Genomic DNA, 15010 nt, shown 5'->3' with positions numbered 1-15010 from the left:
GAAGCCCTTTCGAAGATGTCGTCTAGTCCTTCTTTAGAGGAAGCTTTTCATGCTGCCAGAAAGTATAAATTTTTGTTAGAGATTATACAAAAATTTATACTTTCCTATTCAGTAAAAAAAGAAGTGCCTCCTTAAATAGAAGAGCACTTCTCAATCGATATATAATGTGTATTTTCTTTAATGTTTACGTGGATTTTTTCGAATAATACATTCTAGACATAAAGATTCCAATTGCTCCTAACCCTATAAATAAAATGGCTCTGATAAAAAGAGGGACATTCGGCAAATCAACAAAAATGATTTTTAGCAGAGTGAAAAAGAGCAAGCCGACTCCAAAAACACGCACGTTCTTTTTGCTTCTCATCACCCCATAGAGAACCCCAGCTATGGCATATAGAGCCCAAGAGAAGGAGATTACTAAATGCTGAATATGCTCTGCCACACCTTCCGTAAAATACATGGCTAACTGCGTAATAAAGATCAGCATGATAAAGCAAGAATCACATAAATAAACGAATTTATCTTATAGCCCTTGGCAGGTTCCTGATCATATTTCGTAAGAATCAGATCAAGCCCTTTAAGAGAAGCTAAGAATACGATCCAAGTCAATGTTTCAACAGAGAGGATAGCAGAAAGTTCTTCAAATATCAAAGGTAAAGCCAAGAATCCACCTAGGAGATAAATCAAGCTCCCCGTCACTTTTTGCAGTCTAGAGTTGACTAAATATCCAATATAGAAGGCAATCACCCCTTCTACTAGAAGCAGGATAACCATCCATTCCAGCTCTATGACCGTAATCAAATAGATCATGAGAGAATAGCTTGCAATGGATAAGGCAATAGGGAGGCGATCTTCCTTCTTCTCTCTTAATACATATCCCACCGCCAAATATAAGAGAAAAGACCCTAGGACCGCCCATTCAAAATAAGGATCTCCAAATCCAACTCTCATCCAAATCGTAGTCAAAACAAAGCTTGAAAATAACACACCCATTTGCTGCCTTAGATTTAGATTTTTTTGCATGAATGCTGCTACTAGCAACAGATGCTGGACAATAGCTCCAAAAGCTAATATTTCATACGAAAAATCGTAAACATGGATACTAAAGATCAGAAAAGCGACATGAAGCAGGATAGCAGAAGTGTAATAAAGCTTGCTATACTGTTGTTTTAAGGCAAAAAAGAGGAACCCGCCATACAAAGCTACTTCATAGGCTGTGAAAATCTCTACACTGGGTTGATCCGATTGAATCAAGAAAGGAACAAGCGTTCCTGCAATGGCTGAAAGGATCGCTAATACTTCCGATTTATGCCTATATGCTGCATACATTCCACCGACTATCCAACCAATATTCAAGATAAACGCAAAAGATGCTCCAATTAGACCATATAAGAGATGTGCTGCGAATGTTGTCAGCATCAATAAACCAATCGCTCCGCCTAATAAGACTTGCCCTAGTGCCTTCCTATTGTTTTTGATTTGTTTCTCACCAAGAACAATCATCGCTCCTGCACCAAGCACTCCCAGTAAAATTCTGACCTGTTCGTTAATAAAGCCACCTTCTACTGCTGCGATAAAACCCCAAATAACCCCTAATAGCAAAACAAAAATAAAGATACGTGGTAGCCATACTCGCCCGATTTGATGCTCCCAATCAATCGGTGGTTGGGTTTCTTTCACCGCTGGCTGGGACAGCTTATTCTCTATTCTTCCCCTATCAGCTGTTTTCACTTGCCTCTCTATGTTTTCCTGACGAAGTGGGGAGAACGTTTGATTTCTCTGAATCTGACCCTGCTTGATCTCTTCCATTTCTTTTTCAAGCTTGGATACTTTTCTTTCTAACTCCTCAATTCTTTTTTCCTGTTCCATATCACACACTCCATTATCTCATGTCTACTGACATCATCATTGTAAAGCTAATTATTCTATTTCCTACTGCCCATTTCCTCATTTTCTTTTCATCTCTAATCATACTTGAAATGATTCTGTTTGAGCAGTACCAACTTATATTAGTACCTGGTCTTACTCCTAGATTACAATTTTAAAGTACAAAGGAAGAGCCCTTATTAGCTCGTTGAATATTCAAGATACTACGGCTAAAAAAGGGCATTATGATCAAACCTATGTATGGATAACTACACCTATGTATACTGGTTTTCTTTCATTAGGATAACAAATGTTTATTTTGCGCCATTAAAGGCTTCCTCTAAAAGAACCTCGATTGCAAAATTCCACTCTTCAACTGTGAACTCGACTCCATATTCTTCTTCTAATATCTTTTTCTGATGAAAAAATACAGCACATTCAGCTTCACTCAAGACCAGCAAGGGATCTATTTTCTTCTCTTGATCAACGATACGCACCTGTACATTTTTTAGCTTTAACATTTGAATCCCTCCCAACTGAAGATACATGCTATTTATGCATTATATCGGCAGAAAATTCTATATATTTAGCCTCAAGAAAAAAAGTGTGGGTTTTTACACTATATTGTCTAGATCTATATTCCCTTTTATTAACAAGAAGAAACATTAATCTGGAAAAAATGTATACTAAGAATTAATATAGAGGCAGGAGCACGATGTTTACTCAGGTACCACCAAGTTGGTTGTGAATAGTAAGGAAAATTGACAATGAGAGGAGTTATTTAGATGGAGGATGTTTCCTTTTTTTCTTTGACTGTGTTTACTTTCTTGATTGTCTATTCTGTTACCATGACCCTCATGTACTATAAAGAAAAAAATAAGAATAAAAATTAAGTGCTTTATAGAGTAAAGTGCTGAAATTTACTTGGCGACCACCTTATGGTCGCCTTTGCTTATTCCAACCATTTCCTTATTCACTTCGAGAGTATTTACGAACCAATAGGAATTTGGAAAAATGGCAGTTTTGTGAAATTCATCACAAACTCCATTTTTTGTGATAAACTTCACAAACAAACGAGAAAATTACATATAATATAAATATATAAACAGATACAGATAAAAAATTAATTCCGGAAAACATCCGTTATTGGAGGGAATACCATGAAACAACTTGTAATGATTGGGAATGGAATGGCTGGAATTCGCGTGATTGAAGAATTGCTACAACAAAATAAAGATATGTACAACATCACCATCTTCGGATCAGAACCTTATCCGAATTATAATCGAATTAAACTGTCTAACGTATTGCAAGGTGACACAACGATCGACGATATTATCATGAATGAGTGGGATTGGTATAAGGAAAACAAGATTAATCTATTTGTAAATGAAGCCATCGTACAGATTGACACCGACCAGAAACACGTAATCTCAGAAAAAGGAACAGTTGTATCCTATGATGAACTCATTATCGCAACAGGCTCCTCCTCCTTTATCTTACCGATACCAGGTGCAGAGAAAGAAGGTGTAACCGGTTTTCGTGATATAAGCGATTGTGAAATGATGATCAATGTAGCGAGCCAATATAAAAAAGCAGTTGTCATTGGTGGCGGACTACTCGGATTGGAAGCAGCAAGAGGGTTATTAAACTTAGGAATGGAAGCAAGTGTTGTACACTTGTCGCCACACTTGATGGAAAGACAGCTAGATGCAACCGCTGGTGCGATGTTGAAAGACGAGTTGGAAGCACAGGGAATGAAGTTTTTTATGGAAAAGCAGACCGCTGAAATCTTGGGTAATGAGCGCGTGACTGGTCTACGCTTCACAGATGGAAGCGAAATCGAGGCGGACCTCGTTGTCATGGCTGTGGGAATAAAACCTAACACAGAGCTTGCACAACAAAGCGGTATTTATGTGAATCGTGGAATTGTTGTCAACGACTTTATGGAAACGAGCGTTCCCCATGTTTCTGCGGTGGGAGAATGTGCGGAGCACCGAGAAGTGACCTACGGATTAGTCGCTCCCCTTTATGAGCAAGCCAAAGTGCTGGCATCCAGACTGACTGATCATGATGTTGCCCGTTACGAAGGATCAATTGTAGGAACACAGTTAAAAGTAGCAGGCGTCGACTTGTTTTCCGCAGGGGAAATAAATGAAGATGCTCGTACGAAGTCGATCGTCATACACAATAGTTTTGACGGCGTATATAAAAAGATTCTGATCCGCGATAACTGCATCGTTGGAATCGTCTTATATGGTGATACATCCGATAGTCAAAAGCTATTCCGGATGCTATTGAAAAAAGAGGACTTAACCGGAATGACAAGTACACAAATACTTCATACCCCTTGTGGTGGAGGCGGTGGCGGCGAGGATATTGCTTCCATGCCTGATGATGAGCTCGTCTGTGGCTGTAATGGTGTGACGAAAAAAACGATCGTGGATGCCATTAATACAAATGGTTTAACTACAGTCGATGAAGTGGGTGGTTGTACGAATGCAGGTCGTTCCTGTGGAAGGTGCAAAGACTTAGTCGGTGAGATTCTTGCTTACACCTTAGGGGATTCCTTCGATAAAAATGCGGCAACGAAGAAAACCCTTTGTGGGTGTACTACCTTAGATCAAGCAGAAGTGGTAGCGGAAATAGAAGAGAAAGGCCTTCATACAACAAAAGAAGTCATGTATGTTCTTGGCTGGAAGAATGAAGAAGGATGCTCCAAATGTCGCCCGGCCCTTAACTATCTACTAGGCATGCTGCACCCTACGGAGTACATCGATGATAGCAACTCCCGCTTAGTAAATGAGAAGATGCACGCGAACATTCAAAAGGATGGTACCTACTCTGTTATCCCAAGGATGTATGGTGGGGTGACGACGGCGGAAGATTTGAAAAAAATTGCTGAGGTCGCTGAAAAATATAATGTTCCACTTGTCAAACTGACAGGAGGACAACGAATCGGATTATTCGGTGTTAAAAAAGATGACTTGCTTCCAATTTGGGAAGAACTCGACATGCCATCTGGATATGCGTATGGAAAAACACTCCGTACCGTTAAAACCTGCGTCGGGAAAACCTTCTGCCGTTACGGTACACAAGATTCCATGGGGCTTGGAATCGAGCTGGAGAAGAAATTTGAACGTTTGGACACACCTCATAAGTTTAAGATGGGTGTCTCCGCTTGCCCCCGTAACTGTGCGGAATCTGGCATTAAAGATATTGGTTTCGTCGGTGTCGATGGCGGGTGGGAAATCTATGTAGCGGGCAACGGTGGTACTGATTTACGTGCTGGAGACCTGTTATGCACGGTAAAAACAAAGGAAGAAGCGCTTGAGGTGACCAGCGTATTCCTGCAATATTATCGGGAAACAGCCAATTACCTTGAACGTACTTCTCATTGGGTAGAACGTTTCGGTCTGGAAAACATTAAAGCAGCCATCGAAGATCCTGAAACAAGAGAGCAATTAATCGAAAGATTAGAAGTGACATTAACCCGTTACAAAGAACCTTGGAAAGAAGCACTTGAGAATGAAGAAATTCAAGAGAAGTATTACAAAAAACGTCAGATTCAGGTAGAGGTGAACTAATATGAACGATTTACTAACCCGTGTAAAAGTCGCAACCTATGATGAATTAGAGCCACAGATTGGGCAACCCGTCCAGATTAATGACCACCGCATCGCTCTTTTTAAAGTGACAAGTGGAGAAATATACGCTGTCGAGGACAAAAGCCCACACCCAAAGGGCGGCGTTCTATCGGAAGGTTTAGTTAGTGGTCACTATGTATTCTGCCCTGTGTACGATTGGAAAATCTCACTGACAGATGGTCTAGTGCAGGCCCCAGATGAGGGAAAGGTACAAACGTATAAAGTAGAAGTGCTTGACGGAGAAGTATATGTGAATCTTTAAAAAATCAGGGGAAAAAGTCCATATGAAAAAAGAGCCATTCTAGGCTCTTTTTCTCGTTCTAACCATCAGATGAGATAAAAACTCACCTTATGGAAGTCTACTTTATGAAATCGTAGCTTTCGCTATTTTGCTTTTATCCTCTTTTTCTTCGATGACAACTCGATCAATCACTTGATCATCATCCTCTTGGTTATCACGAATTGTTTTTTGTAAAACGAAAGAGGACATGACTAGAAATAAAGCAGAAACAGCATAGTACCCTTTCACAGATAACTCTGCTTCTAAGTTATAAATTCCAATGGACATAGCTAGAAATGCTAGAGCAAAACTAGCCCAGCTTAAAAATGTAAAGGCAGGGGTATTTCGACGATGCTTTCTTCTCATTTTTCTCAGCTCCTTTGTATTCTTTGATGAATATGAATGAATGATTTCATGTGTTTACTATAACGCGGCTGAGAAAAATGAACTAGTACCAACTTTGTATAGTACCTGCTCTTAAGAATAGCTATTTATCATTATCCAAGCATGATATGATCAATTGTAGCGCTGAAATAAGCGATTCCATCGACCAGCTAGGATAGCCTTTCCTACTCTGAATGGTCAATTCATGTGAAGCTGGGATATGGATAAATCCAGATCGCACATCCAGTCCCTGCTCATCAATGTAATGGAGCATTTGGTACATAATATTGTTGCATAGATAGGTTCCTGCTGAGTTCGAAATTTCAGCAGGAAATTGATGTTCTTGCAAAGTATCTACAATCTGGCGAAGAGGCAGTGTACTAAAATAAGCGGCAGGTCCATCAGGTTGTATCGCTTGGTCGCAATAACTCATTCCTTCATTGTCTGGTTCACCATCGTTGCAATTGATCGCCACTCGTTCAGGCGTGATACGGTTACGTCCTGCCGCCAAACCTAATGAAATGACGACATCAGGTTGAATTTCTTCAAATACGTCTATTAATTCCTTAGCTGATTCATTAAACCGAACTGGCAATATATGACCGTATACCTGATACTCACCAATATCACGCTTTTCCAACGTTTTGACAATTTGTTCTGTTGGATTTATGGGATGATCAAGAAAAGGTTCAAATCCTGTTAAGAGTAGCTTTTTCTGTCGCATAGAAATCCTCCTAAAATGGTTTTTGGGACAATACCATAATTATATTAAAAAATGGAAATAACTAAAATAAAATAGCTCAAAAGGAGAAGGTTTAATGAGTCAGCTAACTATCTTAAGATTTTTCTTGGTTCTAGGAATTCTCTGTTTACCTACCCTTTTTAGACAGCGACCATATAAATATTGGGTAACAATCCACCTTTTAAGTGCGGTTTCTAATCATTTTATAGATAACTTCCTCATTTCAAAAAAATGTCTGGAATATCCTGTTCGTCTATTTCCTTCAAAAATAAAAAATAGTGGTGTATATGATTATTTGATTTGTCCATTATTCACAGTTTGGTTCTGCCAATCAACCTATCACTCTAACTTACAAGATATACTAAAAGAATCGATTTTGTTTACTATTCCCCAACTTACTATTGAACTTTTAGCTGAAAGCAAAACCAATCTCATTAAGTTTAAAAATGGCTGGACATGGATTCATTCAGCAATCACTGTAATCTGTGCCAAGCTCATTGCTCGTACCTTTATAGAAGTTTGGAAGAAAGCAGATAATAAGGACACTTTTTTTATCATAAAGAAATAAAAAGGATCTGTCATTAATGACAAATCCCCCAGAGTTCCTTATTTTGAAATGGTAATTTTTTTCGTTTGTGACTGATAATCTACGCTTGCTCCAAATACTTCTGAAATAAAACGGATAGGCACAAAAGCGCGACCATTTTTGATCTCTGCTGGTGCATCTAATGCCATTTTCTTTCCGTTAACAATAGCCTGAGACGAGCCAATTGTTAATACAATATGATGAGTACCCTCCGTAATCTTAATTTGTCGTTCTTGAGCTAGCCATTCAACTTTAGCATCCAGAGCCTCACTTACGAAACGAATAGGCACGAATGTTCTAGATGTAGCATGGTCAATATAAGGGGCAACATCTAAACTAAGTTCTTTTTCGCCTACGCTTACTTTAGTTTGTCCAATGGTTAAAACAATGTCCTTCCCTATTAATTTAGGAACCAAGCTTTTGATCGGTGTAAATTCAATATTCCCTGTAAATCCATCGGCTAACTGTCCTTTATTATTATTGCCCCAAGCAAGTACAGTTCCATTTTCATGTAATGCCAATACATGATTATTTCTAGTAGCAAGCTGGATAATCCCTTCTAGAAATTCACCTGAACCTGTTCCTTCCCCCTTTTGTACTTTGACCGGAATAATACTTTCAGATGGAATATGTCTTCCTGCTCCTAGACGTCCATGACCATTATCACCCCAAGTCCAGACATTGCCGTCAGCGGCTATCGCCATAGTAAAATTACCACCAGCTTCTATTGCTTTAGGTTTAAGATCTGTTACCAGTTGGCTAAGAATGGGGGTTAAAGAATCTTCCGTCTTACCGTTTCCAAGCTGTCCTTTATGATTTCTTCCCCAAGCATACACAGCCCCGTCTTCTTGAATCGCAAAGCTATGCTCATTTCCAGCTACGATTGTTTTTATCTTGCTTAATCCTTCTATTTTTACTGGAGAAAATTGATTCTCTTCATTTCCATTTCCTACTCTTCCACTTTTGTTTGCTCCCCAAGCCCATACGGTATCATCTTGCTTTAAAGCAACCACATGCTCATTTCCAACTGCTAGCCATTTTATATGAGTGAATCCTTCTATTTTTTTGGGAGTAAGCTGATCCTGTGAAAGATCCCCTTGTCCTAGCTTCCCATTTGTAAAATCACCGAATGTCCATACAGTGCCATCTTCTTTTAAAATGACAGAGTAATTATTTCCAGCAAATATCCCCTTCACCTGATCAAGACTTTTTATATGAACGGGAGAAAGAATGGGACTTTGTGTGTGATCTAGTCCAAGTTGCCCCTTGTCATTTCTACCCCATCCCCAGACCGTTCCATCATTCTTGAAGGCAAGCACATGGTCGCTGCCCGTTGCTAATGCTTTCACATTATCAAAATTAGGAATAGATACAGCGGTAGTTTGTTCCAAGGACAAATCATCATTCCCAATCCCTAATTTACCAAAGTTATTTTCACCCCACACCCATACTTGCCCTTTAGATAAGGCAAAAGAAACATTATTTCCAGTGTATACAGCCGCCTTATCATCTTTAACGGTATTGGCTAAGATAGAAGAGGGTCCCCCTAAGATAAGTGATAAAATTAAGATTAACTTTACAATAAATATGCTTACTTTTTTCTTTGTGTTCATACGATCATCAACTCCAATGTCATCATTATTTTTTTAGCTAATTGGTACTTTTTCCTTCTCATTGCTCGCTAATCTGCTTCTCCAACGCATTTAATAAAATTAGTGCCTTTTCATTGCTCTTCAAACTAATCAGCTCTGATATGATTTTTCTGATAACGATAGCTCGCTTATAAGACTCTTTGATCTCCAGCGCAATTGCTTCTGATTTTTCTAGCAGTTCAAGTGCTTTATCATGCTGTTTATTTTTTATCAAATTTTTTACTACACGAATATAGCCCTCTACTTGATGAAAAGGATCGAGAATCGTATTCGCTACTTCTATCCCTCTTTCATACTTGAAGCTCTGTCCGAAATTTCTCGCTATCTCGCTAGTAACAGCAAATTTTTCTTCACTTTCTCCTATCAATGCAGCTATTTCTACCGCTTCTTCCAGAATATCCGTTGCCCTTTCTCTCTCCCTTTCTCAGCCAATTCTCCACCTAACATAGCCAACACCTGGGCTTTTTCAACTGTAGAGGAGATAGCAGCTACTAGGGAATGAGCCTGCGAAAATACCTCTAATGCCTTTTCTTTCTCTTTTACATCAATATAATTAGCTCCTATTTCGTTGAAAAGAATCGCTTTATGATAGGGTTCTTCAATTTGAGTCGCAAGTTGATAGGCTTCCTCTACTAAAGCAACACCTCGCGAATAATCTATATGTCTATAACTAGCTCCGCTTCCTGTTAGTAGTTCACTTTTTAAGAGAGGAGTTTCTATTTTTTGAGCTATGTCTATCCCCTGCAATAATAAGTTTTCTGCTAGGGTAGAATTCCCTGCTTTCGCTATTTTGTTGACAAGTTTCCAGATGGTTTTGACGTATACCTCTTGATTGGTTATTCGATCGAGATAGGCTAGTGCTTTGTCAAAATGATTAATGGAAGCAAATTCATTAGCAAGATGTGCAAACATTGCTTCTCGCTCCTTTTGCTCTTCTAATCGATCTGTTTCCTGTACTGCCCTTTGAAATAATTCTTCTGCCTTCTCTGCGTTACCTAGTTTGGCATACTGATTTGCTAGTTCAGCCATTATTTTTACTCGCTGCTTTCCTGTAGTAATCATCATACGAACATCTCCTCTTCTTCTTTTCTTATAGAGTGTTTCTCTTTTCATTAGACAGCTAGTGACTCTTTTGTTTGAACTAAGGAATAGGGAATACATAGTGGCATTTTGTGAATAGGATCTAAAATAATCTCAGCTTCAATCCCAAATACCTTTGAAAGCATCTCTTTTGTAATCACTTCTTGAGGGGAGCCTTCATAAGCTAGCTGTCCTTTTGAAATGGCTACAACATGGTGCGCAAAACGAGAAGCATGATTCAGATCATGCACCACTAAAATAATGGTTTTCTTCTGTTTTTTATTAAGCTCATCTAATAATTGCAATACCTCCATTTGATGAGCTAAATCTAGATATGTTGTCGGTTCGTCAAGCAGCATATAATCCGTTCCTTGGGCTAATGCATGGCAATCCAAGCTCTCTGTCTCTGCCCCCCAGATAGGGAGTGGATCGGTCGTTCGCGAAATTCTTCAAGCTTTGTTACCTCAATTGCCCATCTAATCATTTCAATATCTTCTTTGCTTTGAATCCCAAAGCCTTTTTGATAGGGATAACGACCATATGAAATAAGCTCTTCTACGGATAGACCATCTGGTGCATCTGGACTTTGGGGGAGAAAAGATAGCTTTTGAGCTACTTTTTTGGTAGCCATTTGTTGAATATCCTTCCCATCTAGATAGACACAGCCTTCCGTTGGCTTTAAGACTCTAACCAACGATTTAAGAATGGTCGATTTGCCTGAACCATTTGGTCCTATTAAGGCTGTAATCTTTCCTTCTGGAACACTCAGGTTTAAATTTTCAATAATGGTATCCTCTTGATAACTAAGGCTTAGTGAATGAGTTCTAATTGCTGTCATCATGCTTCTCCTCACTTGGTTTTTATTAGTAGATATAGAAAGTAGGGAGCTCCTATTCCCGCAACCACGATGCCGACAGGAATTTCAGTAGGATGTGCAATCACTCTCCCTATCATATCAGCCATCACAACAAGAATACTCCCAGCTAAGGCTGCTGTAGGAACCATAAATTTATGATTAACACCTACCAATTGTCTAGCCAGATGAGGACCTATTAAGCCAACAAAGCCAATCGAGCCAGCAACAGATACACACGTAGCCGCCAAGGCAACAGCAATGGTGATCAGATATATTCTTTCTCTCATGACGGGAGCTCCGACACCTGTTGCGACTAAATCCCCTAAATTCATGACATTGAGAGTCCTTGCCTTATAAATCGCTAGAGGTAATAGGAATAGCAGCCACAAAAAGCAGATCCAGACATAAGTCCAGTTGGTTCCCCAAATACTTCCTGTAAGCCAAATTTTGACGAACTCATATTGGTAGGAACCCATATAATAAGTAGAAAAGAGCATACAAGCACCTATGCCAGCACCTACTGCTACTCCCATTAATACGAGGCGAATCGGGTCTACTACTCCTTGTTTGATACTTAAAATAAATACGAGAGCCGCTGTCATTCCAGCTCCAATAAAAGCAAACAGAGGGAGGGCATAGGCAGGAGCCATGGTCATTTTTTCATAGAAAAAAGAAATATATAAGACAACGAACAACCCAGCACCTGCATTAATTCCTAAGATACCTGGATCAGCCAACCCATTTTGTGATACTCCTTGCATAATCGCTCCAGATACCGCAAATCCTGCTCCTACTAACACAGCAATCAAGATTCGTGGAAGTCTTATATCTAGTAGAATAAAATGATGTTCAAAGTCACCAAATCCTGCAAATGTTTTATAAATATCTAATAATAGAAATTTTGATGTAGCCCATATTAATACTAATCAATATAGATAAAATTAATAGAATAATTAAAATCATGATCGTCTGTAGGGGATGTAACTTTCGTTTTGTTTTAACCATGCTAAGTCCTTTCATCACAATCCAACTCTCTTATTTCCTCTTGCTAAGTAAATGAAGAAGGGAACCCCAATTAACGCTGTTAGAACTCCAACGGGCGTTTCAAAGGGCGGATTGACCAGTCTTGAAGCCATATCAGCTACGACTAAGAGAAATCCACCTAATAGAGCAGAGCAGGGAATCACCCAGCGATAATCGATCCCTATTAAATACCTTGTGATATGGGGAATCACTAAACCAATAAACCCAATTGGTCCAGCTACAGAAACGGCTGCCCCAACCAAGACAAAAACGGTAAGCGCTGCGATGGCTTTAATCCACTTAATCTTTTGACCGAGTCCTGCTGCTACTTCATCTCCTAGGCTTAGTACAGTGAGTTGTCTTGAGATCATCATGGCTCCCAATAGCCCTGCTACTGACCAAGGTAAAATGGTTTTTACTTCAAACCATTTCACCCCTGCCACTCCCGCCGCGTACCAGTACATGACATTCGTCATGACACCATAATAAATTTCAATTCCTTTAGATAAAGAGCCTAGTAATCCTCCGACTGCTGCACCGGCTAAAGCAAATTTGACATGGGCATACCGACCTCGAGTACGGTAAGAAGCAACTGTTCCTATGCTATACACAATCAATGTTCCCAAGGCAGAACCAAGTAAGGAAACGAGGATAAGCTGGTGATATTTTAATTCAGGAAAAAAAGCAAAGCTAAGTACAATTCCAAAGCTAGCCCCTGCAGAAACTCCCATAAGTCCTGGACTTGCCAATGGATTTCTGGTCACTCCCTGCATAATAGTCCCTGCCACAGCGAAGCATGCTCCAATTAAAAAGGCCATGATCGCTCTAGGTATTCTTATTTCGTACACTGTAAAATGTTTAACATGATTTTCATCATATTGAAAAATGGCTTCAAAAACGGTTTTCACATCAATATCTGCTGCTCCAACCATAATGGAACCTAGCATAGCAAGAAGAATCCCAATACTAGCTATAACTATCAGGATGGAAGCAATCATTGGTTTTGCTTTTACTTGATTCGTTTTTTATAGGAGGCACTTTTTCTCTTTGTTGATATATAGTTTGGTTCTCTGCCATTTGGAATACCTCTCCTCTAACTTACATACTGACTAATCTGGGACTCATCATTAGAGGGCTGATTCTCTAAATGCTGAATATGAAATAATTCATAATAGCTTCCTTGATGGCTCATCAATTCTTCATGCCTTCCCTGCTCTTTAATTTTCCCATGTTCTATCAGTACAATCTTATCTGCATGAGTAATAGTTGCTAAGCGATGCGCCACAATAATGGTGGTACGATTGAACGCTAATTTTTGTAAAGCTTGTTGGACCCATTGCTCTGTTTCTAGATCAAGTGCAGAAGTTGCTTCATCTAATATAATGATCTTGGGATTTTTCAGAAAAAGCCGAGCAATCGCAATTCGTTGCCTTTGACCACCTGAAAGTTTAATTCCTCGTTCACCAATTGAAGTATCGTACTTTTGAGGTAATTTCATAATAAAATCATGAGCAGAAGCTTGTTTCGCTGCTTGAACCATTTCCTCTTCTGAAGCCTTTGGATTGCCCATCATAATATTTTCTCTAATGGATTGGCTAAACAGAACAGGTTCTTGAAGAACCATACCAATCTGACTACGCAAGTCTGTCAAGCTATACTCTCGGACGTCAGTCTCATCAATACAGATACGTCCTTGACTCACATCAAAAAATCTAGGAATCAAGCTAATTAAAGAGGATTTCCCTCCTCCACTCATGCCAACCAAAGCGATAACCTCACCTTTTCTCACTTCCAGATTGATCTCTTTAAGGACGTCTTCATGGTGCTCTTCATACTTGAAGCTCACATTTTCGAATCGAATATTTCCCTCTATCTGAATCATGCTCTTGACGTTATCGTCTTCCCCCAGGTCATAGGGTTCCTTCAATAATTCAACAACTCGATCCATGGAAGCAAGAGATTGCGTTAAATGAGTCGAAGAATTAATTAAGCGTCGCAATGGGTTGTAAATTCGTTCTGCATAAGCATAGAAAGCCAGTAAAGCTCCAATTGTCAGCTCTCCTATAATCACTTGGTAGCCACCAAAAGCAATGATTAAGAGAGGAGCGATGTCGGTTATCGTATTCACTACAGCTTGGGTTTTCGCCTCATAACCAATTACATGTAACGCTTTTTTAAGAAAGTGTTGGTTATTCTGTTCAAACACTTGTTGTTCATGCTTCTCTAAAACAAAACTTTTTATCACACTGATACCTTGAATACGTTCTCCTATATGCGCTTGCACACCAGCTAGTGCCTGTGAACGCTCCTTGCTTAACCTTCTAAATCTGCTAAAAAAATATCTCATCGCTATAGCGTAAATCGGTAGAATGACCAAAGAAACAAATGTAAGTTCAACGTGTAAATAAAGCATAATGGAAATCGCTATAGCGATAGCAACAAGATCTAACCAAATATTAATTAACCCATCGTCACAAAATGTTTTGTTTGCTCGACATCATGTACCACTCTTGACACGATCTCACCTGATCGCTGATTATGATAGAATCGTAGAGACAGCTTCTGTAAATGAACAAATAAACTTTGGCGTAGATCATATAAGATCTTATTTCCAATCCATTGGGTAAGATATGAACTATAGAATTCAATAGGAGCCTTATTATGGTGTAAATAAAGAAGCTAGCCAGCATCATCGTAATCAGAAGAACTGTTTTCTGTTCAATACCATCTTCTGTTGAGCCAATGATGTTATCAACGGTATACATGATCAGGATGGGCAACATCATTGGAATCGCGTTGCGTACGAACCCCAGTATGATCGCTAAGATCACTTTCATTTTGTAGGGACTGACAAACTTAAGAAAATATTTTATGCTGTCCAAAACAGGCTCCTC

The 15010-nt window shown here is 39.2% G+C and carries 13 protein-coding genes and 2 pseudogenes; 3 read left to right on the top strand and 12 right to left on the bottom strand.

Annotation, left to right across the window (positions count from 1 at the left end):
• Positions 1-184: 184 nt before the first annotated feature.
• From JCM10596_RS27255 to JCM10596_RS00740, 3 genes are all read right to left on the bottom strand, one after another.
• Positions 185-487, bottom strand: a complete 303-nt coding sequence (locus tag JCM10596_RS27255; RefSeq protein ID WP_025025507.1) for a DUF2339 domain-containing protein — start codon at positions 485-487, stop codon at positions 185-187.
• Positions 481-1869, bottom strand: a complete 1389-nt coding sequence (locus JCM10596_RS00745; RefSeq protein WP_025025506.1) for a DUF2339 domain-containing protein — start codon at positions 1867-1869, stop codon at positions 481-483. Before JCM10596_RS00745 ends, JCM10596_RS27255 begins: the two co-directional genes overlap by 7 nt.
• A gap of 311 nt (positions 1870-2180) precedes the next feature.
• Positions 2181-2387, bottom strand: a complete 207-nt coding sequence (locus tag JCM10596_RS00740; RefSeq protein WP_025025505.1) for a hypothetical protein — start codon at positions 2385-2387, stop codon at positions 2181-2183.
• Positions 2388-3026: 639 nt separating this feature from the next.
• Between JCM10596_RS00740 and nirB the strand changes: the two genes are divergently transcribed.
• Positions 3027-5453, top strand: a complete 2427-nt coding sequence (gene nirB / locus JCM10596_RS00730) for a nitrite reductase large subunit NirB (protein WP_025025504.1) — start codon at positions 3027-3029, stop codon at positions 5451-5453.
• Position 5454: 1 nt separating this feature from the next.
• The gene (gene nirD / locus JCM10596_RS00725; RefSeq protein WP_025025503.1) at positions 5455-5775 is read left to right on the top strand and encodes a nitrite reductase small subunit NirD; all 321 of its coding nucleotides are present in this window, start codon (positions 5455-5457) and stop codon (positions 5773-5775) included.
• Positions 5776-5877: 102 nt separating this feature from the next.
• Here nirD and JCM10596_RS23095 read toward each other — a convergent pair whose 3' ends face one another.
• The gene (locus tag JCM10596_RS23095; protein WP_025025502.1) at positions 5878-6159 is read right to left on the bottom strand and encodes a YiaA/YiaB family inner membrane protein; all 282 of its coding nucleotides are present in this window, start codon (positions 6157-6159) and stop codon (positions 5878-5880) included.
• A gap of 121 nt (positions 6160-6280) precedes the next feature.
• Complete coding sequence (pcp, locus tag JCM10596_RS00715; protein WP_025025501.1) at positions 6281-6901, bottom strand: pyroglutamyl-peptidase I; 621 nt, start codon at positions 6899-6901, stop codon at positions 6281-6283.
• A gap of 94 nt (positions 6902-6995) precedes the next feature.
• On the opposite strand from pcp, the gene JCM10596_RS00710 reads away from it, so the two are divergent.
• On the top strand, positions 6996-7487 hold the full coding sequence (locus JCM10596_RS00710; protein WP_025025500.1) for a CBO0543 family protein: 492 nt from the start codon (positions 6996-6998) through the stop codon (positions 7485-7487).
• A 38-nt stretch (positions 7488-7525) separates the two neighbouring features.
• On the opposite strand, the gene JCM10596_RS27250 is transcribed toward JCM10596_RS00710, so the two are convergent.
• The 7 genes and pseudogenes from JCM10596_RS27250 to JCM10596_RS23070 form a co-directional block, all read right to left on the bottom strand.
• A complete protein-coding gene (locus tag JCM10596_RS27250; protein ID WP_025025499.1) occupies positions 7526-9118 on the bottom strand; it encodes an RCC1 domain-containing protein in 1593 nt (530 codons plus the stop codon).
• A gap of 58 nt (positions 9119-9176) precedes the next feature.
• Positions 9177-9524 carry a hypothetical protein gene (locus JCM10596_RS27245; RefSeq protein ID WP_051541109.1) on the bottom strand — a complete coding sequence of 116 codons (348 nt, stop codon included), beginning with the start codon at positions 9522-9524 and terminating at the stop codon, positions 9177-9179.
• 11 nt (positions 9525-9535) lie between these two features.
• On the bottom strand, positions 9536-10270 hold the full coding sequence (locus JCM10596_RS23085) for a tetratricopeptide repeat protein (RefSeq protein WP_051541107.1): 735 nt from the start codon (positions 10268-10270) through the stop codon (positions 9536-9538).
• Positions 10270-11075 (bottom strand): annotated as a pseudogene (locus JCM10596_RS23080) (ABC transporter ATP-binding protein). The gene JCM10596_RS23085 and the pseudogene JCM10596_RS23080 overlap by 1 nt, the downstream one beginning before the upstream one ends.
• 11 nt (positions 11076-11086) lie before the next feature.
• On the bottom strand, positions 11087-11977 hold the full coding sequence (locus tag JCM10596_RS23075) for a FecCD family ABC transporter permease (protein ID WP_369345580.1): 891 nt from the start codon (positions 11975-11977) through the stop codon (positions 11087-11089).
• A gap of 135 nt (positions 11978-12112) precedes the next feature.
• On the bottom strand, positions 12113-13114 hold the full coding sequence (locus tag JCM10596_RS00685) for a FecCD family ABC transporter permease (protein ID WP_025025498.1): 1002 nt from the start codon (positions 13112-13114) through the stop codon (positions 12113-12115).
• 95 nt (positions 13115-13209) lie between these two features.
• Positions 13210-14998, bottom strand: a pseudogene (locus JCM10596_RS23070) (ABC transporter ATP-binding protein).
• Positions 14999-15010: the final 12 nt, after the last annotated feature.

This window comes from Caldalkalibacillus mannanilyticus JCM 10596, from assembly GCF_000615945.1.
GTDB classification, from domain to species: Bacteria; Bacillota; Bacilli; order Caldalkalibacillales; family JCM-10596; genus Bacillus_AT; species Bacillus_AT mannanilyticus.
Note: the sequence above shows the minus strand (reverse complement) of the source record. Positions and strands in the feature narration are given on the sequence as shown.

What these genes read in the sequence shown, in the direction of transcription:
- JCM10596_RS27255 (WP_025025507.1), bottom strand. Translation starts at nt 487, where the DNA reads ATGCTGATCTTTATTACGCAGTTAGCCATGTATTTTACGGAAGGTGTG.
- JCM10596_RS00745 (WP_025025506.1), bottom strand. Translation starts at nt 1,869, where the DNA reads ATGGAACAGGAAAAAAGAATTGAGGAGTTAGAAAGAAAAGTATCCAAG.
- JCM10596_RS00740 (WP_025025505.1), bottom strand. Translation starts at nt 2,387, where the DNA reads ATGTTAAAGCTAAAAAATGTACAGGTGCGTATCGTTGATCAAGAGAAG.
- nirB (WP_025025504.1), top strand. Translation starts at nt 3,027, where the DNA reads ATGAAACAACTTGTAATGATTGGGAATGGAATGGCTGGAATTCGCGTG.
- nirD (WP_025025503.1), top strand. Translation starts at nt 5,455, where the DNA reads ATGAACGATTTACTAACCCGTGTAAAAGTCGCAACCTATGATGAATTA.
- JCM10596_RS23095 (WP_025025502.1), bottom strand. Translation starts at nt 6,159, where the DNA reads ATGAGAAGAAAGCATCGTCGAAATACCCCTGCCTTTACATTTTTAAGC.
- pcp (WP_025025501.1), bottom strand. Translation starts at nt 6,901, where the DNA reads ATGCGACAGAAAAAGCTACTCTTAACAGGATTTGAACCTTTTCTTGAT.
- JCM10596_RS00710 (WP_025025500.1), top strand. Translation starts at nt 6,996, where the DNA reads ATGAGTCAGCTAACTATCTTAAGATTTTTCTTGGTTCTAGGAATTCTC.
- JCM10596_RS27250 (WP_025025499.1), bottom strand. Translation starts at nt 9,118, where the DNA reads ATGAACACAAAGAAAAAAGTAAGCATATTTATTGTAAAGTTAATCTTA.
- JCM10596_RS23085 (WP_051541107.1), bottom strand. Translation starts at nt 10,270, where the DNA reads ATGAAAAGAGAAACACTCTATAAGAAAAGAAGAAGAGGAGATGTTCGT.
- JCM10596_RS00685 (WP_025025498.1), bottom strand. Translation starts at nt 13,114, where the DNA reads ATGATTGCTTCCATCCTGATAGTTATAGCTAGTATTGGGATTCTTCTT.